Annotated in this window: 24 protein-coding genes; 11 read left to right on the top strand and 13 right to left on the bottom strand. The window is 36.0% G+C overall.

Features of this window, described 5'->3' with window-relative positions:
* The first annotated feature begins 84 nt into the window (after positions 1 to 84).
* The 7 genes from ASG31_RS06180 (at position 85) to ASG31_RS06150 (ending at position 7,939) form a co-directional block, all read left to right on the top strand.
* On the top strand, positions 85 to 498 hold the full coding sequence (locus ASG31_RS06180; RefSeq protein ID WP_056029327.1) for a DUF6157 family protein: 414 nt from the start codon (positions 85 to 87) through the stop codon (positions 496 to 498).
* Positions 499 to 581: 83 nt separating this feature from the next.
* Positions 582 to 995 (top strand): acyl-CoA thioesterase, encoded by a 414-nt coding sequence (locus ASG31_RS06175; protein ID WP_056029323.1) that lies wholly within the window; start codon positions 582 to 584, stop codon positions 993 to 995.
* Positions 979 to 1,539, top strand: a complete 561-nt coding sequence (locus tag ASG31_RS06170) for an AraC family transcriptional regulator (protein WP_056029320.1) — start codon at positions 979 to 981, stop codon at positions 1,537 to 1,539. Before ASG31_RS06175 ends, ASG31_RS06170 begins: the two co-directional genes overlap by 17 nt.
* 89 nt (positions 1,540 to 1,628) lie before the next feature.
* Positions 1,629 to 4,151 (top strand): copper-transporting P-type ATPase, encoded by a 2,523-nt coding sequence (locus tag ASG31_RS06165; protein WP_056029317.1) that lies wholly within the window; start codon positions 1,629 to 1,631, stop codon positions 4,149 to 4,151.
* A gap of 163 nt (positions 4,152 to 4,314) precedes the next feature.
* A complete protein-coding gene (locus tag ASG31_RS06160; protein ID WP_056029314.1) occupies positions 4,315 to 4,974 on the top strand; it encodes a YggS family pyridoxal phosphate-dependent enzyme in 660 nt (219 codons plus the stop codon).
* A gap of 346 nt (positions 4,975 to 5,320) precedes the next feature.
* Positions 5,321 to 6,505 carry a sigma-54-dependent transcriptional regulator gene (locus tag ASG31_RS06155; protein WP_056029312.1) on the top strand — a complete coding sequence of 395 codons (1,185 nt, stop codon included), beginning with the start codon at positions 5,321 to 5,323 and terminating at the stop codon, positions 6,503 to 6,505.
* A 69-nt stretch (positions 6,506 to 6,574) separates the two neighbouring features.
* Positions 6,575 to 7,939 (top strand): MATE family efflux transporter, encoded by a 1,365-nt coding sequence (locus ASG31_RS06150; RefSeq protein ID WP_056031302.1) that lies wholly within the window; start codon positions 6,575 to 6,577, stop codon positions 7,937 to 7,939.
* 42 nt (positions 7,940 to 7,981) lie between these two features.
* Here the strand turns inward: ASG31_RS06150 and ASG31_RS06145 are convergent, their stop codons facing one another.
* The 9 genes from ASG31_RS06145 to ASG31_RS06105 form a co-directional block, all read right to left on the bottom strand.
* On the bottom strand, positions 7,982 to 8,770 hold the full coding sequence (locus tag ASG31_RS06145; RefSeq protein WP_131725509.1) for a hypothetical protein: 789 nt from the start codon (positions 8,768 to 8,770) through the stop codon (positions 7,982 to 7,984).
* A gap of 423 nt (positions 8,771 to 9,193) precedes the next feature.
* Positions 9,194 to 9,772 carry a glutathione peroxidase gene (locus ASG31_RS06140; RefSeq protein WP_056029304.1) on the bottom strand — a complete coding sequence of 193 codons (579 nt, stop codon included), beginning with the start codon at positions 9,770 to 9,772 and terminating at the stop codon, positions 9,194 to 9,196.
* Positions 9,773 to 9,784: 12 nt separating this feature from the next.
* Positions 9,785 to 10,447 (bottom strand): hypothetical protein, encoded by a 663-nt coding sequence (locus tag ASG31_RS06135; RefSeq protein ID WP_056029301.1) that lies wholly within the window; start codon positions 10,445 to 10,447, stop codon positions 9,785 to 9,787.
* Between the two features lie 117 nt (positions 10,448 to 10,564).
* Positions 10,565 to 11,287, bottom strand: coding sequence for a 3-deoxy-manno-octulosonate cytidylyltransferase (gene kdsB, locus ASG31_RS06130; RefSeq protein ID WP_056029298.1), 723 nt, complete (start codon positions 11,285 to 11,287; stop codon positions 10,565 to 10,567).
* 92 nt (positions 11,288 to 11,379) lie between these two features.
* Positions 11,380 to 11,793, bottom strand: coding sequence for a hypothetical protein (locus ASG31_RS06125; protein ID WP_131725508.1), 414 nt, complete (start codon positions 11,791 to 11,793; stop codon positions 11,380 to 11,382).
* Between the two features lie 255 nt (positions 11,794 to 12,048).
* Positions 12,049 to 12,615, bottom strand: a complete 567-nt coding sequence (locus ASG31_RS06120; protein ID WP_056031298.1) for a hypothetical protein — start codon at positions 12,613 to 12,615, stop codon at positions 12,049 to 12,051.
* Positions 12,616 to 12,682: 67 nt separating this feature from the next.
* On the bottom strand, positions 12,683 to 13,687 hold the full coding sequence (locus ASG31_RS06115; RefSeq protein ID WP_117585836.1) for a peptidylprolyl isomerase: 1,005 nt from the start codon (positions 13,685 to 13,687) through the stop codon (positions 12,683 to 12,685).
* A 78-nt stretch (positions 13,688 to 13,765) separates the two neighbouring features.
* The gene (locus ASG31_RS06110; protein WP_056029288.1) at positions 13,766 to 14,275 is read right to left on the bottom strand and encodes an FKBP-type peptidyl-prolyl cis-trans isomerase; all 510 of its coding nucleotides are present in this window, start codon (positions 14,273 to 14,275) and stop codon (positions 13,766 to 13,768) included.
* A gap of 117 nt (positions 14,276 to 14,392) precedes the next feature.
* Positions 14,393 to 15,466: a branched-chain amino acid aminotransferase gene (locus ASG31_RS06105; RefSeq protein WP_056029285.1), complete on the bottom strand. Its 1,074-nt coding sequence runs from the start codon at positions 15,464 to 15,466 to the stop codon at positions 14,393 to 14,395.
* Between the two features lie 83 nt (positions 15,467 to 15,549).
* Between ASG31_RS06105 and mnmD the strand changes: the two genes are divergently transcribed.
* Together mnmD and ASG31_RS06095 are read left to right on the top strand one after the other, a co-directional pair.
* A complete protein-coding gene (mnmD, locus tag ASG31_RS06100) occupies positions 15,550 to 16,224 on the top strand; it encodes a tRNA (5-methylaminomethyl-2-thiouridine)(34)-methyltransferase MnmD (protein ID WP_056029282.1) in 675 nt (224 codons plus the stop codon).
* Between the two features lie 121 nt (positions 16,225 to 16,345).
* Complete coding sequence (locus ASG31_RS06095) at positions 16,346 to 16,762, top strand: NUDIX domain-containing protein (RefSeq protein WP_056029280.1); 417 nt, start codon at positions 16,346 to 16,348, stop codon at positions 16,760 to 16,762.
* A 20-nt stretch (positions 16,763 to 16,782) separates the two neighbouring features.
* Here the strand turns inward: ASG31_RS06095 and ASG31_RS06090 are convergent, their stop codons facing one another.
* Positions 16,783 to 17,490: a DUF4294 domain-containing protein gene (locus ASG31_RS06090; RefSeq protein WP_056029277.1), complete on the bottom strand. Its 708-nt coding sequence runs from the start codon at positions 17,488 to 17,490 to the stop codon at positions 16,783 to 16,785.
* A 53-nt stretch (positions 17,491 to 17,543) separates the two neighbouring features.
* Between ASG31_RS06090 and ASG31_RS06085 the strand changes: the two genes are divergently transcribed.
* Positions 17,544 to 18,620 (top strand): M28 family peptidase, encoded by a 1,077-nt coding sequence (locus tag ASG31_RS06085; protein WP_056029274.1) that lies wholly within the window; start codon positions 17,544 to 17,546, stop codon positions 18,618 to 18,620.
* 86 nt (positions 18,621 to 18,706) lie between these two features.
* Entirely contained in the window at positions 18,707 to 19,357 is a 651-nt protein-coding gene (gene rpe / locus ASG31_RS06080; protein WP_056029268.1) for a ribulose-phosphate 3-epimerase, read from the top strand.
* Positions 19,358 to 19,644: 287 nt separating this feature from the next.
* Here the strand turns inward: rpe and ASG31_RS06075 are convergent, their stop codons facing one another.
* The 3 genes from ASG31_RS06075 to ASG31_RS06065 all read right to left on the bottom strand — a co-directional run bounded on the left by ASG31_RS06075 (position 19,645) and on the right by ASG31_RS06065 (position 22,500).
* Positions 19,645 to 20,061, bottom strand: a complete 417-nt coding sequence (locus ASG31_RS06075; protein WP_056029264.1) for a nucleoside-diphosphate kinase — start codon at positions 20,059 to 20,061, stop codon at positions 19,645 to 19,647.
* Between the two features lie 318 nt (positions 20,062 to 20,379).
* Complete coding sequence (gene rsgA, locus ASG31_RS06070) at positions 20,380 to 21,312, bottom strand: ribosome small subunit-dependent GTPase A (RefSeq protein WP_056029261.1); 933 nt, start codon at positions 21,310 to 21,312, stop codon at positions 20,380 to 20,382.
* 108 nt (positions 21,313 to 21,420) lie between these two features.
* Complete coding sequence (locus tag ASG31_RS06065; RefSeq protein ID WP_056029258.1) at positions 21,421 to 22,500, bottom strand: chorismate mutase; 1,080 nt, start codon at positions 22,498 to 22,500, stop codon at positions 21,421 to 21,423.
* Positions 22,501 to 22,728: the final 228 nt, after the last annotated feature.

Below are 22,728 nucleotides of genomic sequence, written 5' to 3'. Positions count from 1 at the left end.
ATGAATCCGCACTTTATATAACCATCTTGTGTAGTTTTTAATTGTTTTTTTTCATAAATTAGAGGTCATAATTGAGTTTTACAGATGAAAATCCATACAACAGATTATCAGAATACATTTATTGAAGTAGCTGCAGACTGCCCGGTCAAGTTCTCAGAGGCACCTCCGAGCAGAAAAACGGCAACCGCTGGAGAAATTCAGTACGAAATGATCCGTAGTAAACCTTATCACTACAGTTCTGATGATGTAGTCTTTGAAGTTTTCGCCAGAAAAAAAGACTTAACGGATGAGGAAAGAGATAATGAAAGGGCAAAATTTTTCTCAAAGGGACAACCCTGCCTACGCTCTTCAGTTCTCTGCAAAAGATATGGCTTCGGAATTCATCATAACCACGAAAGTAAAATTGCAATTTTCAGCACGGAATCTGAAGAATACACCCAATTTCTAAAAGACGATTCTGTTCACAAAGTAAAAGCTATGCGTTCAAAAAGAAATTAAAGCGATATCAATTAGTATATAATCTAAATGACTCATCCATACATCCATTCATCAACTAACCCACTAAATTAGACTTACATTCAATGAATTATCACACGAGAAAATGGGTAAAACCTGAAGATTTAAATCCAAATCAGTCACTATTTGGAGGACGTTTACTGCAGTGGATTGACGAGGAAGCTGCTCTTTACGCCGTCATTCAGCTTGAAAATAAAAAAATCGTCACTAAATTTATATCAGAAATTAATTTTGTGAGTTCTGCCAAGCAGGGAGATATTATTGAAATTGGTATTGAAGTGACAAAATTCGGCTCTACATCTGTAACTTTGGCCTGTCAGGTAAGAAATAAAATGACGCACCAAACGATCATTACAGTCGACAGAATCGTGATGGTAAACCTTGATGAAGACGGAAACCCCAAGCCGCATGGCAAAACAAAAGTAGAGTTTGTAAAAGACAGGCTAAAATCAAAAGACAACGATGAAGATTTTCATTAAAAATATGGTGTGCAACCGCTGCATTTCGGCAGTAGCAAAAATTTTCGAGAGTGAAAAAACAGATATTCAATCCATTCATTTAGGTGAAGTTGAAACTGTGGAAGAAATCCCGGAGGAGGTTTTAGATAAAATTGAAAAGTCACTGATACAAACTGGTTTTAAACGAATTAAAGATTCCACTCATCAACTTGTAGAGAAAATTAAAAATCTGATTATCAATAAAATAAGTGAATTAAATATTTCCGAAAACTTTGTTCTTTCAGAATTTTTAAGTTTTAATTTACATAAAGAGTACAGCAGTATTTCGAAAATGTTTTCACAAAATGAAATTGTAACTCTTGAACAGTTTTTCATTCTCCAAAAGATTGAAAAAGTGAAGGAACTTCTGCTCTACAATGAATTTACCCTTACCGAAATTGCAGGAATGCTTGGCTACAAAAGCGTTCAGCATCTGTCTGCCCAGTTCCGGTCAATCACTGGTTTTACCCCGACCGAATTTAAAAAACTTAAAATCAATAACCGTAGAGCTTTAGATTTAATTTAAACTTAAAACCTCAATTCTGTAAACATAATCCTTAAATCTATAACAGATTCCCGTTTGCTTTCCTGAAATTTGTATCGTAAATTCAAACAATGGAAAACAAATCTCATCAACATAAAAAACCGCATCCAAGCGAAAGAATCTCCCCAAGTTCGGTCTACTACTGCCCGATGGAATGTGAGGGCGAAAAAGTGTATTTTCAACAGGGTAAAAGATGCCCCACCTGCAACATGTTTCTCATTCCCATTGAGGAAAAATTGGAAAAAGATCCCAATTATAAGCCTAAATTTTCATCAACAAATCTTCCCGAAAATTTTAAAGACAATATTGGAAAATATTATTGTCCGATGTTCTGTGAAGGTGATAAAGTCTATGAGGCCAACGTTGGTTGCCCTGTCTGCCACATGCATCTTGAAATAATTGATGAGAAATTGGTAATAAGCAATAACCAATCTGAAAATATTACTGATTACTCATCGCCCATTACTGATGAAATGGCTGGAAAATACTACTGCCCCATGTTTTGTGAAGGTGATAAAGTCTATGATTCCAATGTTGGCTGTCCGGTTTGCGGTATGGATCTCGTAAAATATCCTGATAAAAACGGTGATGATTCTGATGAGACTTACTCTGTTTTGAGACGGAAATTACTTATTTCTCTGGCATTTACCATTCCTGTTTTTATTCTTTCGATGGGCGGAATGTTTATTAATTTTCCTATTTCCCATCAAATTCAGGGCATTTTTGAATTAATTCTTACACTTCCTGTTCTGCTGTATTCGGGATGGTTTCTGATGAAAAGAGGCTGGATCTCGTTCAAAACGCTGACTTTAAACATGTTCAGTTTAATATCTCTGGGCGTTACAGCTGCATTCATTTTCAGCATCGTCGCTTTGATTTTTCCAAATTCTATTCCACACGAAATCCGTGGTCACAACCATGAAATTCCTCTCTACTTTGAGGCAGTTTGCGTGATTCTCACTTTGGTAATTTTAGGACAGCTCATGGAAGCTTTAGCGCACAAAAAAACAGGAAATTCAATTAAAGAATTAATGAATCTTTCTCCTGATGAAGCCAATCTGATGATTAATGGTGAAGAAAAAAAAGTTCCTTTGTCTGAAGTAAAAATTGGAGATCTGTTAAAAGTAAAACCCGGCGAAAAAATTCCTGTCGACGGAAAAATTATCGAAGGCAATTCCGTGATTGATGAAAGCATGATTACCGGCGAGCCAATTCCCGTAGAGAAGAATGTTGATTCTAAAGTGAGTGCCGGAACCATCAACGGAAATCAAGTCTTCGTGATGAAAGCTGAAAAAGTGGGCGATGAAACCTTGTTGGCAAAGATTATTAAAATGGTCAATGATGCCAGCCGAAGCCGCGCACCAATACAAAAACTGACGGATAAAGTGGCTAAAGTTTTTGTTCCTGTTGTCATTTTAATTTCAGTTTTAACATTTATTTTATGGCAGATTTTCGGTCCTGAAAACCAAAAAACTCTTTTTGCTTTTGTGAACGCAGTTGCGGTATTGATTGTTGCCTGTCCATGTGCTTTAGGCCTGGCAACGCCGATGTCTTTGATGGTAGGAATCGGCAAAGGCGCAAAAAACGGCATCCTCATTAAAAATGCAGAAGCTCTTGAACAAATGAATAAAGTAAATTTTTTAATTACCGACAAAACAGGAACTTTAACCGAAGGAAAGCCCTCTCTGGAACACATTGAATCTGCAGACGGCAATCAAAACTTAATTTTAAAACTTGCATTTTCGTTAAATCAAAATTCTGAACATCCACTTTCAAATGCGGTTGTTATTAATGCTCAATCAGAAAATATTTCCGCGGAAAAAGTGAGCAGTTTCGAAAATATTTCAGGGAAAGGAATTAAAGGAATCATCAACGGGAAAATGGTTAATTTAGGAAATGAAAATCTTTTAGCATCCAATCAAATTCAGATCTCTGAAGATTTGAAATTGAAAGCAGCCGAAATTCAATCTCAAGCACATACAATTTCATACATCGCTCAGGAAAATGAGGTTTTAGGATTTATCAGTTTTACCGATAAAATTAAAGAAAGTTCGCGAAAAGCTGTTCAACATCTGCTAGATGAAGGTATTGGAATTATCATGATGACGGGCGACAACGAAAATACAGCGAAAGCCGTTGCCCAGGAGTTAGGAATAAAAAATTTTAAAGCCAATTGCCTTCCCGAAGATAAACTGAATGAGGTAAAAAAACTTCAGCTACAGGGAAAAATTGTCGCAATGACAGGTGACGGCATCAACGATTCTCCTGCCCTCGCCCGAGCCAATATCGGTATTGCCATGGGAACCGGAACTGATGTTGCCATTGAAACTGCTGAAATCATATTACTGAAAGGCGATATTTCCGGTATCGCAAAAGCAAAAATTCTAAGCGAAAAACTGCTGAAAAATATTAAAGAAAATCTGTTCTTTGCTTTCTTCTACAACGTTTTAGGCATCCCGATTGCCGCCGGATTACTGTATCCGTTTTTTGGAATTCTCCTTTCACCAATGATTGCTGCAGCTGCGATGAGTTTCAGCTCATTATCAGTAATTCTAAACTCTTTACGCTTAAATTCTGTTGATTTGAAGGTGTAGATACTTTGTCAAAGTTATGTTTTCAAACTTTTTACTTTGACAAAGTTTTATAATCGAGAAAATTCCAAAAAAAACTTTGTCAAAGCAGTTTCTACCCGCAAAAAGCTTTGACAAAGTTAATCACAATTGTTTTTTTTAATTAAAATTTCAGAAATTTGCCCTCATGAGTTTACAGGAAAATTACAACGATATAAAAAAACAGCTTCCGGAAAATGTGGAGCTTGTAGCGGTTTCAAAGACGCATCCCATTTCGGCAATTCAGGAGGTTTATGATTTCGGACAAAAGGTTTTTGGCGAAAATAAAGTGCAGGAACTGACAGAAAAATATCCTCTGCTTCCCAAAGACATCCAGTGGCATATCATTGGGCATTTGCAGACCAACAAGGTAAAATACATCGCTGAATTTGTAGACACCATTCAAAGTGTGGATTCTGAGAAACTTTTAAATGAAATCAACAAAGAAGCTGCAAAAAACAACCGTAAAATAAAGGTTTTGCTGCAGGTGAAAATCGCTGAGGAAGACTCAAAATTCGGACTTGAAGTTTCGGAAGCTGAAAACTTATTTGAAAAGTTTATCGGTGGAGATTTTTCAAATGTGGAAATCAACGGTTTGATGGGCATGGCGACTTTCACGGAAGATGAAAATCAAATTAAAAATGAATTTTCAGTTTTAAAAAATCTTTTCGATAAACTTAACGGTAAACATCCATTAAAAACCCTGTCTATGGGAATGAGCGATGATTTTCCGATTGCGGTTGAGTGCGGTGCCAATTCAGTGCGCGTTGGTTCTGCTATTTTTGGAAGAAGGGATTATACGAAATAAATTTAAATCACTCTTTAATAATTAGTATCCGCACATGACTTGAATTTCATTTGTGACATAGGAATTGGAGGCGTTAAGCAATTTTAAATTATTTTCGTTAAGAAATCTCCACTGTTTGAGTGGCAGCAAAAATTATTCTTAAAAGCACAAATTACTATTTCCGCCCGAGTTTTGGAAATTTTAGAAAATACTTTAAAATTTTAGCCGAAATTTCCAAGTCTTGAACTTTTGGTTCTTTTGTTTCAAGACAAAAGAACTATCAAAACATTTTCGTTTAATAGTAGTTAATATATTTTTAGGAATAATATTTGCTAATTATCAGCGAAAATTTAATTAAATTGCGACTATGCAAAAAATCCTTATCGTAGAAGACGAAAAAGCTATTTCCGGAGTACTCCACAGTATTCTTTCTGATGAACTTACAGATTACGAATTTATTGTTGCCGAAGACGGCCTGGAAGGTCTCAAGCATATTGAAAAAGAAGATTTCGCCTTAATCATTTCTGATATTAAGATGCCTAAATTATCGGGTACAGAACTTTTGAAACAAAGTATGGCGCTGAAACCTGAGAGCACTTTCATCATGATTTCCGGTCATGCCGATATCGATTCTGCCGTTTCATGTCTTAAAGACGGAGCTTACGATTTTATTTCAAAACCTATCGATATCAACAGGCTGATTACAAGCGTAAAAAATGCGTTGGTTAAAGAAACACTTAAAAAAGAAAATAAAAACCTTCAGAACGAAAATAAAACGCTTAAAAAGAAAGTCAACAAAAAATACCAGATGATTGGTGAATCTGAGCCTTTAAAAAAGATTCAGGAGATGATTGGCAAGGTGGCTGTTTCTGATGCAAGAGTTTTAATTACAGGACCTAACGGTGCCGGTAAGGAGCTGGTGGCTCATGCTATTCACAATTTGAGTGAAAGAAACAGGGGTCCTATGATAGAAGTAAACTGTGCGGCAATACCTTCTGAACTTATTGAATCTGAACTTTTCGGTCACGTAAAAGGTTCATTTACAGGAGCTATTAAAGACAAACAAGGTAAATTTGAGCAGGCCAATAACGGAACTATCTTTTTGGATGAAATTGGTGATATGAGTTTAATTGCTCAGGCTAAAGTTTTGAGGGCTCTGCAGGAAAGTAAAGTTTCTCCTGTGGGAAGCGACAAAGAAATTAAGGTTGACGTAAGAGTTTTGGCTGCAACCAACAAAAATATGGCAAAGGAAATCGAAGCCGGAAGATTCAGAGAAGATTTGTACCACAGACTTTCAGTAATTGAAATCTATGTACCGCCTTTGGATGAGAGAAAACAGGACATCAAATTACTCGTTGAGCATTTTGCCGGAATGATCTCTGACGAACATGGAACTGCTCTGAAAAAATTTGATGATTCAGCTATTAAAGCTTTGGAAGAACTTTCCTGGACAGGAAACATCCGTGAGCTGAGAAACGTGGTGGAGAGATTAATCATTCTTGGTGGAACAACAGTTTCGCAGGAAGATGTTGCAAGTTTTGTGAGAAAATAATTAATACTTAATTCTCTTAAATAATAAAAATTTGCAGTATTTATGCTGCAGATTTTTTTTGTTATTATTATGAACTTTTTAAATAAAAATTACACGAAAGAAGCCCTTACTCTGGCTCTTCCTGTAATGCTTACACAGGTGGGGCAGGTTTCTGTAAACCTCTTCGACAATATTATTGTAGGAAGACTTTTAGGAGCCGACGCGCTGGCTTCAGTTTCACTGGGTAATGCCGTATTTTTCTCGATGTTTGTTCTGGCATTGGGTTTTTCGTTTGCCATTCCGCCATTGGTTTCTGAGGCACATTCTCAGCATGATCATAAAACGATTAACTCAGTTTTCAGTCATGGATTTGTGATTAATATGACCGTTGGGATTATCTTGATGCTTGTTCTTTTTGCGGGGTTACCACTGCTCTATCACTCCGGTCAGCCAGAAAAAATTATTCCCGACACAGTGGGTTTTCTTTGGATTATGGCCATCAGCATTGTTCCATTTATGGCATTTCAGACTTTAAGAGAAGTTTCAGAGGGTTTGTCGTTTACGATTGGGGTTACAAAAGCAACGATTATTGCGAATGTGATTAATATTGTTTTAAATTATGTCTTAATAGAAGGTATTTGGATTTTCCCCGAAATGGGCGTGAAAGGTTCTGCCACAGCGAGTTTGATTGCGAGAATTTTCATGGTTGTTTTCCTTTATTTCGTTTTAATTAAAGAACCGAAAACGAGACGGTACATCAAAGATTTTTCACTGAAAATGCAGGTCTTTTCTAAAGAAATGTTTGAAAAAATGCTGAGATTAGGCTTCCCTACTGCTTTACAGATGTTTTTTGAAGTGACGGCTTTCGCAGCGGCAGCGTTCATCTGTGGACTGGTTTCTGCTCACGATATTGCTTCACATCAAATTGCATTAAGCATGGCATCCTTTACTTTTAATCTGTGTATAGGTTTCAGTGTAGCATCAACAGTGATGATTGGAAGAAAACTGGGCGAACAGAACTTCATAGAATTAAGAAAAATAGGAATCAATAATCTTAAAATCGCTTTCCTTTTCATGTGTTTCTGTGGTTTGGTATTTGTTTTAGGAAGAAATATTCTGCCCACATTTTTCACAAAACCGGAAGAAACGGAAGTCATCATGCTCGCATCAAAACTGATGATCATTGCGGCATTATTCCAGCTTTCAGACGGAATTCAGGTAACGACTCTGGGAATACTGAGAGGTTTGCAGGATGTGAAAGTTCCTTCTATCTACACTTTCATCGCTTACTGGCTGATTACAATTCCGTTAGGATATGTGCTTTGCGTTACGATGAAAATGGGTGCTTTCGGAATGTGGATTGCGCTTGGTTTAGGATTGACAATTTCTGCGTGTATGCTCGTCAGACGCTTCCTGAATTTATCATCAAAAAGAATTGAATCGAATAAATTATAAAAGAAAGCGGACAAAATTTGTCCGCTTTTATTATCTTAGCTTTTACGGAAATTCCGCCTGGAGCTTCTTTATCACATCTTCGGTAACCGGTTTTCCTTTTATTTTATCGTAATTTTTTCTGGCTTTTTTTATCAGCTTCTCATCATTGTTACTTTTCCCTACCTTAATCTGTGAAAGCGCATACAGGGCAACATAATTATCATCGTTCTTATAACTGCTGTACACGTCTTCCAGATACAGAAGTCCATCTTTATATTTTTCGTTAAGAGCGTAAAGAATTCCATACATGTATTTACCGTCGTCCTTCATGCTTCCTCTGTAAAGCTGTTCGGCTTTTTTCAGATTGGTAATCCCAGCTTCGTAGTCACCTATTACAACGGAGGTATTGGCTTTCCCGTAATATCCTTCAGGATTTTCCGGAAAGTACCTGATCATTTCTTCATATTTTTCACGTGCTCTTTCTACCTGACCCAGCCTCATAAACTGAATGGCAAGATTTTGCTTAAAAATGGGAGCTTTATTCTGCGAAAGACTGTCTGCAATGTAATACAAAACAGTAGCTTCTTTTTGCATATCCTGTAAACGGAAATAATAACCTGCCAGAAAATGTGCGTCACAATAGGTGGGATCTTCTTTAACGGCTTTCAGTAACATCTGCGTTACACCATTGTAATATTTGGGAGAATTCAATGCTAAAATAGCAGCATCAAATTTCTTTTTAGAATCTTCTTTCTCGGGAGTGCAGTAATTGGTCTTTCCCAGAAAATAAGAATCCTGCGCAAATGATTTCATAGAAGAAATCAACATCAAAATCATTATCAGTTTTTTCATACCCAAAAATAATGAAAAGATATATTTGAAAATGATTTTCAAAATTAAATATTTTCATGGGTCTGATCTTTAAAATCTTTAACTTTAAATCCATGAAAAAAATTTTGGAAACCCCTCGCCTCTTTCTTAGGGAATTTGGTCCCATCAAAGCCCTGAATTCCGTATGAGAGCCTGTTTAAAACTATTAAAACAGTTTGAATATATTGATTTTTACTAGTTTGATTTATTGAGTCTTCGACAGGTTTAGACTGACAAAACTAAGACTAACCGCTCAATTTAATGGTGTCACTCTGAACTTGCCGAAGAGTTTTTGAACCATATTTATTGATTTAATAAAAATTTAAACAGACCCTTAGAATATTGATATTACCACAAAAAAAGCAACCCAAATCAGGTTGCTTTCATTTATAATCCAAAAGAATTTTATTTCAAATACTTTACAATTGCCTCATCAGTAGGCTTCACATCACTTTTAAAAGAACCGATAAGATTACCGTTTTCGTCCACAAGAAACTTGGTGAAGTTCCAGAGGATGTCACTGTCTTTTACACCGTTTAAATCTTTTTCTGTAAGGAACTTAAAGATGGGAGCTATGTCGTCACCTTTAACAGAAACTTTTGCTGCCAAAGGAAAAGTTACACCATAGTTTTTCTCACAGAAAGCACCGATTTCAACGTTAGTTCCTGGTTCCTGTCCTCCAAAATTGTTGGCAGGAAATCCTACTACGACCAATTTATCTCCATATTCTTTTGAAATCTGCTCCAGATCTTTGTACTGAGGCGTGAATCCACATTCTGAGGCCGTGTTGACGATTAGGATTTTCTTTCCTTTAAAGTCAGCGAAATTAATGGTTTTGCCTTCTTCAAGGGCATTTACTTTGTAATCGTAAATTGATTTTCCCATAAGTTCTTTGGTTTTGGTTTTCAAAGCTTCAGATTTTTTCTGAGCGAAACTGTTGACGAATGCTACAAAAGAAAGCAGCAGAATGAACATCTTTTTCATATTAAAATTGTATTAAAATTTAAAAGTACTGGCAGGAAACACTTTATTGATTTCCACCTTGTTGAGAATCATCACGTAGTCGCCGTCTTTTTTGGCGCTGGAAGATTCAATCCTGAAAGGCATCATCAAATTCCCTACCCTTTTATAGTCTGAATACACTAAAGTATCATCTTTTTTTATTTCTTTCAAAAGCATGAAGTTTTTGGTATCAAAAAAATAGATGTTTTTGTTCACATTTTTGGTCAGTTCCACTTTGTGGCAGTAGATATTCCCGATTTTTTCCTTTCCTAAATATTTTGCCTCAAAACCTTTATTTTCCCAATCAATAAAATCGTTGTCAAAACTCTCGGAAACATATTCTTTGTACTCCTGAAGCTTGTTTGCAGCGTAATTCATGGCGTAACCTTTAGTGCCGTCGTAGCCTTCAATCGCCGTCTCCTTGCCGCCAATGGTGATGGCAGTTTTAGTTAAATTGGGACGTGACTGATAGATTTTTATAGGATATTCATCTTTCACACCCAAAATCACTTTCCCCTGAAGTAAAACAGAGTTCAGAAGTTTCCACTGCGTTAAACCACCCGACAGTTCGATATTTTTATCGATAATCTCCTTAGCAGTCTGAGCGAAAATGTTTTGTGAAAATATAAGGACGAATATTAAAAGAATTCTCTTCATTAAATCATTTTTATCAAGTCAAATATAAGTCTTTTTAATTTGAAAATTTGAGAATGAAATAATTTGAAAATGCAAAAATTAACAACAGCATTTTCAAATTATCTAATTGATACATTTTCAAATTAATTTCCTTGCTTTCTCCAGATCTTCCGGCGTGTCAATGCCTACTCCAACGAAATTGGTTTCGATCAATTTAATTTTCATTCCATATTCGAGATAGCGGATGCATTCTATTTTTTCGGAGATTTCCAGAGGTTTCATTTCGAGTTTTGAGAATTGAATTAACGCATGTTTTCTGAAAGCATAAACTCCGATGTGCTTGAAATAATCTACATCGTACGAAATTTCCCGATGAAAAGGAATTACAGAACGGCTGAAATACAGGGCAAAACCATTATTGTCCGTAATCACTTTTACGTTATTCGGATTTTCGATTTCTTCTTTTTCGTGAAGTTTTATTTTTAATGAAGCTAAAGAAATTTCCTGATTTTCATCTTCTTTAAACACTTCAATTAATTGCTGTAAAGGTTCAAGCTTTAAAAAAGGTTCGTCCCCCTGAACATTGATAACGATGTCACAGTCTATGTTTTGAACGGCTTCTGCAATTCTGTCGCTTCCTGTTTCGTGTTGTCCCGTTATTACTGCTTTTCCGCCGTTTTTTTCGATCTCATTAAAAATTAATTCAGAATCTGTTGCCACAAAAACTTCATCAAACAAACCTGTTTCCACCACATTTTGATACGTTGTTGTGATCACGGTTTTTTCTCCTAAAATCTGCATCAGTTTTGCGGGAAAACGGCTAGCTTCGTAGCGAGCGGGAATGACTGCAATAATTTTCATAAATCTTCTTTAAAATTCAGACACAAAAGTCGCAAAAGTTTTTGAGATGACGTTGCAAACGAGAGAATTTGTCTGCAGGTGGAATGATTAATTTAAAAAGTTACTTTTTCAGAATGCTGTAAAAAATTAAGGAGGAAAATTATTCCATAGATCCATGATATATATAAGAATGAATAAAAAATACCAAATCCAAAACTTTTCAATAAATCATCTTTACAATGTTTTGAATTTTTAAAGACCAAACGTAACGCACGGAAGAAAATCCAGTAGAGCATTGCAATCAAGATAAGCACTGTAGCCCAAATGAAAATCCCCAGAAAATAAAGAAGAAATACAGCAACCAAACCTATAAAAAACCATAAAATAACTGATAAAATAACTCCGGCACAGCCGTCTCCATCGCCGATATCGGGAAAATCTCCATCGATAGCTTCAAGCTTAGGTCTTTTGGCGGCAAGGCTTTTCAGCTTTTCTCTACTGACGATAGCACCAACATTTTCTTTCAATTTTAAACCAAAATACAATCCTAAACTTACAAAAAGAAAAAAAGCTACAGCCAAAACAGAAGTTGAGATAATCGAATTCTGAAACAAAGTTCTGTGAGACTGTATACCAGAAATCCAGACACAAAGAATAACCAAAATGATAATTCCGACTGTGAGAAAACTCAACATTTTGGTTTCAACTAAAAACCGGCTTTTTAAATTCATTTAAAATTTCTTTAAACCAAATCTAATTTCCTACAAACTAGATAAATTAATTTAAATCTTATCCAAAATCTTCTTTGGAAGAATTTTGTTTAATTGTTGCTTCATTTCCCTTTCCACCAAAATATATTTCCAGTTTTTTCTGTCTTTTGAGATGGCACAGGCTTTTGTTTTTGCGTTGATGTAATAAGCCATTTCATTGGGATAGTAGACCACACTTCCTTTTCCGTATTTCTGAACCAGTACATCTTTGATCTTATTTCTCATTTCCTCCTGCATGCCTTCAGCGTTACAACGGATTCTTGTAGAATAATCCACAATAGAAAAATATTCTCCGTTTATCAGTTCAGGACTGCCCACCTGTGTGACTTTATAATTCATGATTTCAACCTTCATAATCGGGTTGTTGTAGGTCATATTCAGAATCATTTTCATCTGATCTTTTGGAAAGAAAGTGAAAAATTTAGGATATATATTGTCAACAGCCTTATCAATATCTTTAGATTTTAAAGTTTCCAGAAAAGACGAAAATGACTTTGAAATCATTTTCTGATCAGTGTTTTGAGCAGAAAAAAGCAGGCTCATCAATACAAAAAGGCTCATTAAAAGTTTTGTCTTCATAATTTTTTTCAGTAAAAATATAAAAAAAGCCATCCTTACGAATGGCTTTATGAATTTTATTGTCTGATTATTTAATTTTAACCAATTCAACGTCGAAAATCAACCATGCATTTGGCGGAATAACACCTCCTGCACCATTTGCACCGTAACCCATCGCTGGCGGAATCAATAGTGTAGCGTTTTCACCTTCTTTCAGTAAAAGAATTCCTTCGTCCCAACCTTTAATTACTCTACCCATCCCGATAGGAATTTCGATAGGTTCATTTCTTTTGAATGACGAATCGAATTCAGTACCGTTAACCAGTTTTCCTGCGTAATGCACAGAAACATTGTCACCTACTTTAGGGCTTGCTCCTGTTGTTGTTTTCGTAATTTTGTAATACAAACCAGATTCAGTTTTCTGCATTCCTGCCTTCAGAGCTTCCAGATTTTTATTGGCTTCTGCTTCAGCTTTTTCAGCCATTGCTTTGTTGTTGGCAGCAATTTTAGATTTACCTTCGCTGAAAGTTTTCGCAGCGTCGTAATTTTTGTACTCATCCCCTTTGCTGAAAATTCCTACTTTTTCAAGTACTACATCAGTTTTTGGTTTATCCTGAGGACCTTTTTCCACATTTGCAATTGCGTCAACCGTTTCAAGACCTTTTACCACTTTACCAAAAATGGTGTGTTTCCCGTCTAACCACGGTGTCGCCACTTCAGTAATGAAAAACTGAGAACCATTGGTGTTTGGTCCAGAGTTCGCCATAGAAAGCACTCCTTTTCCTGTATGCTTAAGGTCATTTTTTTCGTCTTCAAATTTATAACCAGGATCTCCGGCGCCAGTTCCCTTAGGATCACCGCCCTGGATCATAAAATCTTTGATCACTCTGTGAAAAATAGTTCCGTCATAGTAAGGAACGCCTTTCCCTTTTGCTTTGTTATCAATTTTTCCCTCTGCAAGACCAACGAAATTGGCTACAGTTACCGGTGCTTTTTTATCTTCCAACTTCACGATCATGTTTCCTTTCGTTGTCTGAAGATTAGCATAAAGTCCGTTGTCAAGACTTTCGTAAGTTTCTTTTTCTACGTTCATTTTTTTATAGATTGGAGTACAGCTCATCAGCGAAATGCTTGCCGCTGCAAGTATTATATTTTTATTTAGAAGTTTCATTTATATTGATTTCAGTTTTATAATTAAAGGTACATCATTGTCTATTTTATTCTGATCACCAAAAGTACCGTAAGCCAGTGACGAAGGCACCAGAAGAGTAACTTCCTCTCCCGCTTTCATATATCTCAAAGCATTTTCAACGGCTTTAATTTCATCAAAGTGGCCAAATCTTGCATGATTACGGGCAAAAGGTTTCTCGTAAATTTTTGTCATGTCAAAATCATACAGCTCATACGAATAAGATACTTCCACATCATCTGCTTTCTTTTCTCTGCTGTCAAACCCTTCCACATCAGTCCAGTAATTGAGTTTTGTAGGATAATACCTGGTTTTTTGACTACCCATCCAATCCTGAATCTGCTGTCTTTCCAAAGTATTGAGATTTTTGGTTCTCTCTTTAGAAGTTTTAAGATCAGATTGGCTTAAAACGCCACCCACAGGGGGATAGACCGTTGTATTTCTTTTACAGCCCACCAAAATGATAATTAATAAAAAAACTATTTTTTTCAATGCAGATTATTTAGTAATGATTTTATATAAACCGATGCGAAAATACGCAATTATGAGAACATATAAAAACAAAAAAAGCCAAGAAAAATCCCGGCTTTATATTTTATGCTAAATGAATTAAACTGTTTCTAACACATTTTTTTCCACTAAAACTCTCCATCCGAAAGGATCTTCGGTTAAATTGGTCTGTAAACTTACAAGATCATTTTTTAAAGTAACAGCAAAACTTTCTTCATCTGAAAGTCTCGGAAGCTCTAATTTTTCACCTTTATAACCTAAAGCCTGGAAAACTGTAGTTACCACGGCGGTACCAACGCCCCAAACTTCTTTTAAAGTTCCGTATTTCTGAGCTTCTACCACATCTTTTACTTTGATAGGCTCAACTTTAACTTCAAAACCTCTCTTTTTAGCCAACTGAATGAAACTGTCTCTGGTAACACCATCCAGAATTTTCTCTGATGTAGGTGGTGTATAAATTGTGTCGTTGATTCTTACAAAAACATTCATCGTTCCGCTTTCCTCAAAGTATTCGTGAGTAGCATCGTCTGTCCAGATGATTTGGTCGTAACCTTCTTCAATCGCCAACTGAGTTGGATAGAAAGATGCTGCATAGTTTCCTGCCGCTTTTGCAGAACCTACACCACCGCTTGCCGCTCTTGAATAGTGATCTGAAATTTTAACTGAAATAGGTTCTGTGTAATACATTTTTGCCGGTGTAGCCACGATTGCAAACATATATTTATTGGCAACTCTCGCTTTTAAAGCTTCCTCTGTAGCGAAAATCAGCGGTCTGATATATAAAGAATTACCTTCACCCTGAGGAATCCATTCTCTGTCTATATTTACCAAAGCTTTCAACCCGTCAAGGAACATTTCTTCTGTTACTTCCGGCATTGCAAGACGCTTCGCAGATTTATTGATACGCTCAAAATTCTTTTCAGGCCTGAAAAGGAAAACCTGTCCGTCTTTGTCTTTATAGGCTTTCATGCCTTCAAAACAAGCCTGTCCGTAATTTACTCCCATCATCGCCGGAGTAAAAGGTATCGGACCGTAAGGAACCACTTTCACATCGCCCCATTTTCCATTCTCGTACTCACATATCACCATGTGATCAGCAAAAACATTTCCGAAAGAAAAATTGTTAGGGTCGAATGTAGAAATTCTGGAGTTTTCTGTTTTTTGAATTATCATTTCTTAAATTTTTTATGATGTTCTACAAATTTAATATAATTTTTTAAATATAAAAATTTTACATTAAATTTGACAAAAAAAGCGTGAAAAGGGAAATAAAAACCACGAACGATGGTAGTAAAACATTATATATCAATGGTTTAAACGAAAACTACCATTCACACCACGGTGCTCTTCAGGAAGCAGAACACGTCTTTATTAAAAATGGATTGAATTTAATAAATGATTGCGAAATTAATATTTTAGAACTCGGTTTTGGCACAGGTTTGAATGTTTTGGTAAGTATTAATGAATATTTAAAAACTGATAAAAATCATAAGATCAATTATTATACTCTTGAAAAATATCCGATTAATGAATCTGAAATTAATGATTTGGCCTACTTCGAACTTTTTGATAACGATGAATTAAAAAATATTTATCAGAAAATTCATCAGTCAAACTGGGATAATTTGATTGAAATTGTACCTGGTTTTAATTTAAAAAAAATAAAATGCGACTTTTTCACTCTGAAAGACATAGACTTACCCAAAATTAATCTTGTTTATTTTGACTGCTTTGGTGCGAGAGTACAGCCAGATCTTTGGGAAAAGCCTTTATTTGAAATGGTTTCAGAGAAAATGAATGTGAACGGACTGTTAACAACCTATTCCTCGAAAGGAAGTGTGAGGAGGATTCTGAAAGAACTCAATTTTAATGTGGAAAAGAAACAGGGACCTCCAGGAAAACGCGAAATGATTAACGCGTGGAAGCTTTAGATTTAAAATTCAATATTTAAGATTTAAAATTTAGATGTTTCAGATTTACCGGTGATTAATTGGATTTTATGAGGTTTAATACGAAACAAAATCTTTAAATTAGCAATACAAATATTAATATATGGTAGATAAAATCAATGTGCGGGTGTACGCCTGTGCCGTGAAAGATAAAAAAGTACTTACATTATTTGAAGAATATGCCGGCGAGCCGTTGATGAAACTTCCCGGAGGTGGACTTGAATTAGGTGAGGGACTCACCGACTGCCTTCACAGAGAATTTGATGAAGAACTGAATGTAAAAATTGAAGTCCTTGAACATTTTTACACGCAGGAACATTTTTTAACCTCCCGCTTTAGAGAAAATGAGCAGCTTCTTACTGTTTATTATCTGGTAAAAATAATCAACGAGGAAGATTTTCTGATCATGGATCCCTGTATTGAACGCACAGAGTGGATTGATATTGACACACCAGATAACCCTTTCCCACTTCCGGTAGACAAAATAGTTTTCGATAAATTAAAAGAAAAATTCCTGTAAAATCAGTTACAGGAATTTTTTTATCTTGGTGATCTGAAATCCTTCGCGCCTGCGTAGGGCTGCAGATATCCAGAATTCCAGTTCGACTGCAGTAGGGATTCTAAAAATTCGTCCGTCCGGTTAACTCTCGGATTGTATTGAGCTTTCAAATCAATGTCTGCAACTTTACCTTTCACATTCCACCAGAAAGCGCTCCAGCCACCTCTCATCTCTTTGATGATTTCAAAAACATTTTTGCCTGTAGCACGGTTCATTAGTTTGGCAAAAACCTGACCTTCAGTGGTAGTTAAATCTCTGAGCTGTTTTTCATATTGGTCTGCCAATATATTCTGCCGGTCTTTTACAAACTTTTTCTTGGCAGCAGAATCCATATCCTGCATATCAGCCTGAATGTCTCTGTACTGCTGCAGCGCTGTAAGAAATAGCGGATACACCCTGTAAAGTTTCTTATTTAAGAAAAGATAGAAGTTTTTGTCAAGTTGATTATTAAATTTCGGTTTATTTACCAGACGCAACTCATCCATTACCACCACAGTTTCCCCATTGATGTCGTAAATTCTTGCTTTTTGTCTTTCGTCGTAGAAGTACTTTTGGCCGTATTCGTCCGTTTTAAGCTGATCTTGGGGATACTTACTCAAAGGTCTTATTCCAAGAGTATCACCGATTTGAGCATGAACAGTTATCGCAAAAAAAACAAAAAAAGGGAAGAAAATTTTATTTAAAATCATTATTTTTACACTTCGTATCAAAGAAAATCAACGCAAAAATCATTCCTTTCTATATGAAATTCGAAAAGAAATCTCTAAAGTTTTTAGAACAGTATCTCAATACATCATCACCTACAGGCTACGAACAAAAAGGCCAGGAAGTCTGGATGAATTACATCAAACCCTACGTAGATAAAATTGAAGTGGATCATTACGGAACCTGCTACGGAATCATTAATCCTGATGCAGAATTCAAAGTAGTGATTGAAGCTCACGCTGATGAAATCTCATGGTATGTAAATTATATCACAGATGACGGACTAATTTATGTAATCAGAAACGGGGGTTCAGACCAAACCATTGCACCTTCAAAAGTTGTGCATATTCACGGCGAAAAAGGTATTGTGAAAGGCGTTTTCGGATGGCCGGCTATTCACACAAGAAGTACCAACCAAAACGAACCTACACCTAAAATAGAAAACATTTTTATCGATTGCGGTGCCATATCAAAAGAAGAAGTTGAAGGTCTTGGAATTCATGTAGGCTGTATGATCACTTATCCTGATGAATTTTTCGAAATGAATGACCGTTATTTTGTCTGCCGTGCATTAGACAACAGAATCGGTGGTTTTATGATCGCCGAAGTTGCCAGACTTCTGAAAGATAATAAAAAAGCACTTCCGTTTGGATTGTATATTACCAATTCTGTGCAGGAAGAAGTTGGTTTGTACGGTGCAGATATGATTGCTGATACAATTAAACCAAATATTGCCATCGTAACCGATGTTACACACGACACCACAACGCCCATGATTGAAAAAAAGAAAGAAGGCGATCAGAAATGTGGAGACGGCCCGGTAGTTTTCTTTGCTCCGAGCGTGCATCATAAAATAAGGGAATTAATTATTGAAACGGCTAAATCTAAAAATATTCCTTATCAGAGAGCTGCTGCAAGCCGGGCCACAGGAACAGATACAGACGCTTTTGCCCATTCAAACGGTGGAGTTCCGAGCGCATTGATTTCTCTGCCTCTGCGTTACATGCATACAACAGTAGAAATGGTTTCTAAAGAAGACGTCGGCAATGTCATTAAATTAATCTACGAAACTCTTCTGGAAATTAAACCTGAGATGAAACTGAAGTATCATTAAGGGTAAAAGAGCCAGGTAATATAATAAGAGCCAGGTAAAAAAGAATAAAGGTGAAAGTAAAAGATAAAAGTAAATAGAAAGTAAAAATGAAAACTAAGCTTATAGCGCCCTCCCTTCTGTCTGCGGACTTTGGAAATTTACAGCGTGACATCGAAATGCTTAACAGTTCGCAGGCAGACTGGTTGCATGTGGATGTGATGGACGGAAGATTTGTCCCAAATATTTCTTTCGGATTTCCTGTGATGAAAACCATTCAGCAGCATGCCAAAAAATTTGTAGATGTACATCTGATGATTGTAGAGCCGGAAAAATACGTTGAAGAATTCATCAGTCACGGAGCCGATTTGGTTTCTGTACATTATGAAGCATGTACTCATCTTCACAGAACGGTTAATCACATTCAGAGTTTGGGTGCAAAAGCGGGAGTAGTTTTAAATCCTTCCACGCCGGTTTTGATGCTTGAAGATATTATTGCAGATGTAGATTTAGTATTACTGATGAGTGTAAACCCAGGTTTTGGCGGACAGAAATTTATTGACAATACCTACAAAAAAATCGCTGAAACTAAAGATCTGATTGTAAGCAACAACTCCACAGCTCTCATTCAGATTGATGGTGGTGTGAATATTGACAATGCTGCAAAACTTTTTGATGCCGGCGCTGATGTACTGGTTGCCGGAAATGCTGTTTTCTCCGCAGACAGCCCGGAAAAGATGATTGAACTTCTGAAAGTTTAAAAAAATTATTTCATTAAAATGCCAAAAAAGGCTGCCAATTGGCAGCCTTTCTCATCTCAAGTTAAGAGAATTCTTGTGGTTACAGTTTTTAGTTTAGTGCTTTAGTTTTTAGTTGGTGAAAAAACTTTCGTTTTGTTCATTACAAATATCTTTAAACTTTTGATACAAGTCAATCCGTAAAAATACGGTACTATTAAATTTTTTTCAGAAATAATTATTTATTTTTCACATATAACAAAAAATTCCGGGAAATTCCCGGAATTAATATTATTTAAATTCAATTTTTCTTAGAAAATCTCTCTTCCTGAAAAATGGAACTGCGCTTCAATCAGAGCATTCTCATCAGAATCTGAACCGTGTACAGCATTTTCACCGATGCTTCTTGCAAACATTTTTCTGATAGTTCCTTCAGCAGCTTCAGCAGGATTTGTAGATCCAATCAAAGTTCTGAAATCTTCAACTGCATTATCTTTTTCTAAAACCGCAGCTACAATCGGCCCTGAACTCATAAATTCTACCAACTCTCCGTAGAAAGGTCTTTCAGAATGAACTTCATAGAATTTCTTAGCGTCAGCCACAGTAAGCTGAGTCAATTTTAAAGCTTTAATTTTGAAACCTCCCTCAGAAATTTTCCCCAAAATTGCACCAATATGTCCGTCTGCTACTGCATCTGGCTTGATCATGGTGAATGTAATGTTAGACATAAAATTATTTTTAAATTATTTGCACAAAAATACGAAAAAAAATGAAAAATCTGTTTTTAAGTTTTTTTTAACAGGAAAATAACTTTTTTTAAGATTTTAAGCACAATCCTTTGGCACAGTAATTGTTTATTAGATTGTGATTCTCATGTTTAATTTGAGTTTTCATGGTTATTAGTTTTTACCCAGCTTCGGCTGGGTTTTTTATTTGCATTAATTTGTGCTTTTTTTTATCAAATCAGCAAATGGAAATAATTAATAAGCCAAAATATCAACATTTCTTTATGAAACATTAGAAAACCGTTAAAAACCCAATCTCTATCAGTAGGTGTTTGCTTCCTCTTCTTCTGCCTCGTCCATCAGTTTAATGTAGTTGGCATATCTGGAATGCTGTATTTCGCCCGTTTCTAATGAAGCTAAAACAGCACACTTCGGTTCATTAATGTGCAGACAATTGTGAAATTTACACTCTTCTCTCTTCCTGAAGATTTCCGGAAAATAATGTTGAATCTCTTCTTTCTGAACATCAATCATCGCAAATTCGCGCACACCGGGTGTATCAATCACATTTCCGCCAAAATGCCAGAAGTGCATCTGGGCAAATGTGGTAGTATGTTTTCCTTTGAGATGCGTATCAGAAATTTCTGAGGTTTTTAGATTCAAATCAGGTTGCAGAGCATTCACCAAAGTAGACTTTCCACATCCTGAATGACCGAAAAAAACGGAAGTTTTGAGCTTCAATAAGTTTTGTAAACCGTCTAGATTTAGTTTAGAATATGAAGAAATTTCAAGACTGTTGTAGCCAATCTCATTGTACAGAAACTCAATATCTTTTACATCCTCCACTTCTTCTTCACTCAAAACATCCATTTTGTTGAATAAAATCAACGGTGTAATATTGTAAGCTTCGCAACAGGCGAGGAAACGATCCAGAAAACCGAGTGACGTTTCAGGATGTTTTAAAGTAAATATAAAACAGGCAACATCAATATTTGAAGCAATAATGTGCGCTTCTTTTGACAGATTGACAGATTTTCTGATCAGGTAATTGTGTCTGGTTTCAATCTTTGTAATCCATGCAACATCATCCTGCTCGAGCTGAAATTCTACATAATCGCCCACAGCAAGGGGATTTGTGAGGCGGGTTTTAATCAGTTTAAACTTCCCTCTAATTCTTGCTTCAAAGATTTTATCAGTATCAAGCTCTAATACCTGATACCAGCTTCCTGTGGATTTTATGATTTTTCCTTTCACTTTTTTATATTGATGCAAATATAAATAATTAAGGTCTGAAAAGCAGAAAACATTTTGTTTTAACTGGCTCTTCAGACCTATAATCCCAAATTTTATGTGATGAAAATTTTATTTGTCAATCATCACTTTGTTTTGCACTTCAATAGATTCTTCGTGCACAGATTTAAAAATTTTCTCTATAAATTCCGGAGACATCCCAGTCTCAGTAGCTTTCTGAGTAGCATATTCTGTAATTTCTTTCCATCTTGCGGGCTGAAAAATAGCGATGTCATTCTCTTTCTTAAGTTTACCAATTTTCTCTGAAATTTTCATTCTCTGTGAAAGCATTTCAATAATCTGAAAATCCAGGTCAGAAATTAAGGTTCTGTGCCTTCCCATTTCACCTTCGAAACCAGAAAAATCTGAATTTCTTACCTTAAGATTGTTGATTAAATCTGCCAAAACTTCCGGTGTGATCTGTTGTGAGGCATCGCTCCAGGCTTCGTCAGGATTAGAATGACTTTCAATGATTGCACCTTGGTAACCTACATTTAATGCCTCCTGAGTTACATCTGCCAAGCCGGTTCTGTTTCCACAAATGTGTGAAGGATCAATTAACATCGGAATTTTTGGGTATTGACTTTTAAAATCCAAAGCAATCTGCCAGTTGGGATTATTTCTGTATTTCGTTTTTTGGTAGGTTGAAAAACCTCTGTGAATAACACCAAGATTTTTAATATCCTGACCTAAAAGTCTTTCCAATGCACCAATCCAAAGGGCTAGATCAGGATTTACAGGATTTTTTACCAAAACTGTTTTCTCAGTTCCCTTTAAAGCTTCTGCAATTTCCTGTACCGTAAACGGATTTACCGTAGAACGCGCTCCAATCCAGAGAATATCAACATCAGCCTCCAAAGCTGCAGCAACGTGATGAGCATTGGCCACTTCTGTTGCAGTTTTAAAACCGTATTCTTCTTTTACTTTTTTCAGCCAGTTGAGACCAATCACCCCTACCCCTTCAAAGCCGTTTGGTTTGGTGCGGGGCTTCCAGATTCCCGCTCTGAAGATTGGCACATTAACGTTGGTTTCTCTGATACGTCTTGCCGTTTCCAGCATTTGCGTTTCACTTTCAGCACTGCAGGGGCCTGCAATCATAAGCGGTTGAGACAGATCCTCGATCCAATTGCTGTTTAAATCTTTAAGTGTCATATTAATTATTTTTTTGTTTTAAATACATGAAAATTCAAATTATAAATGCGTTATAATTCTTTTCGAAATTGCCGTTAAAAAAAATTTAAGGAAACAGAAAACTCAGTAGAATAAGTTTTGTTTTTAGGAAAAGAAATTTATTTAGCTATACCAATAATGACGGTAATAACCAGTTAAATTTCGATAATAATTTGCCAACAAACCAAAATAACCACTGATAATTTCAGT

The sequence above is a fragment of the Chryseobacterium sp. Leaf404 genome (assembly GCF_001424145.1).
Taxonomy (GTDB): domain Bacteria; phylum Bacteroidota; class Bacteroidia; order Flavobacteriales; family Weeksellaceae; genus Chryseobacterium.
This window is presented reverse-complemented; position numbering and strand designations above follow the sequence as displayed.

Coding starts and splice junctions, on each gene's coding strand:
- ASG31_RS06115 (WP_117585836.1), bottom strand. CDS start 13,687: ATGAACGTAGAAAAAGAAACTTACGAAAGTCTTGACAACGGACTTTAT.
- kdsB (WP_056029298.1), bottom strand. CDS start 11,287: ATGAAAATTATTGCAGTCATTCCCGCTCGCTACGAAGCTAGCCGTTTT.
- ASG31_RS06145 (WP_131725509.1), bottom strand. CDS start 8,770: ATGAAAAAACTGATAATGATTTTGATGTTGATTTCTTCTATGAAATCA.
- ASG31_RS06165 (WP_056029317.1), top strand. CDS start 1,629: ATGGAAAACAAATCTCATCAACATAAAAAACCGCATCCAAGCGAAAGA.
- ASG31_RS06090 (WP_056029277.1), bottom strand. CDS start 17,490: ATGATTTTAAATAAAATTTTCTTCCCTTTTTTTGTTTTTTTTGCGATA.
- ASG31_RS06065 (WP_056029258.1), bottom strand. CDS start 22,500: ATGACACTTAAAGATTTAAACAGCAATTGGATCGAGGATCTGTCTCAA.
- ASG31_RS06140 (WP_056029304.1), bottom strand. CDS start 9,772: ATGAAAAAGATGTTCATTCTGCTGCTTTCTTTTGTAGCATTCGTCAAC.
- ASG31_RS06135 (WP_056029301.1), bottom strand. CDS start 10,447: ATGAAGAGAATTCTTTTAATATTCGTCCTTATATTTTCACAAAACATT.
- ASG31_RS06075 (WP_056029264.1), bottom strand. CDS start 20,061: ATGTCTAACATTACATTCACCATGATCAAGCCAGATGCAGTAGCAGAC.
- ASG31_RS06170 (WP_056029320.1), top strand. CDS start 979: ATGAAGATTTTCATTAAAAATATGGTGTGCAACCGCTGCATTTCGGCA.
- rpe (WP_056029268.1), top strand. CDS start 18,707: ATGAAAACTAAGCTTATAGCGCCCTCCCTTCTGTCTGCGGACTTTGGA.
- ASG31_RS06175 (WP_056029323.1), top strand. CDS start 582: ATGAATTATCACACGAGAAAATGGGTAAAACCTGAAGATTTAAATCCA.
- ASG31_RS06120 (WP_056031298.1), bottom strand. CDS start 12,615: ATGAAGACAAAACTTTTAATGAGCCTTTTTGTATTGATGAGCCTGCTT.
- ASG31_RS06160 (WP_056029314.1), top strand. CDS start 4,315: ATGAGTTTACAGGAAAATTACAACGATATAAAAAAACAGCTTCCGGAA.
- ASG31_RS06105 (WP_056029285.1), bottom strand. CDS start 15,466: ATGATAATTCAAAAAACAGAAAACTCCAGAATTTCTACATTCGACCCT.
- ASG31_RS06180 (WP_056029327.1), top strand. CDS start 85: ATGAAAATCCATACAACAGATTATCAGAATACATTTATTGAAGTAGCT.
- ASG31_RS06085 (WP_056029274.1), top strand. CDS start 17,544: ATGAAATTCGAAAAGAAATCTCTAAAGTTTTTAGAACAGTATCTCAAT.
- ASG31_RS06095 (WP_056029280.1), top strand. CDS start 16,346: ATGGTAGATAAAATCAATGTGCGGGTGTACGCCTGTGCCGTGAAAGAT.
- ASG31_RS06150 (WP_056031302.1), top strand. CDS start 6,575: ATGAACTTTTTAAATAAAAATTACACGAAAGAAGCCCTTACTCTGGCT.
- ASG31_RS06155 (WP_056029312.1), top strand. CDS start 5,321: ATGCAAAAAATCCTTATCGTAGAAGACGAAAAAGCTATTTCCGGAGTA.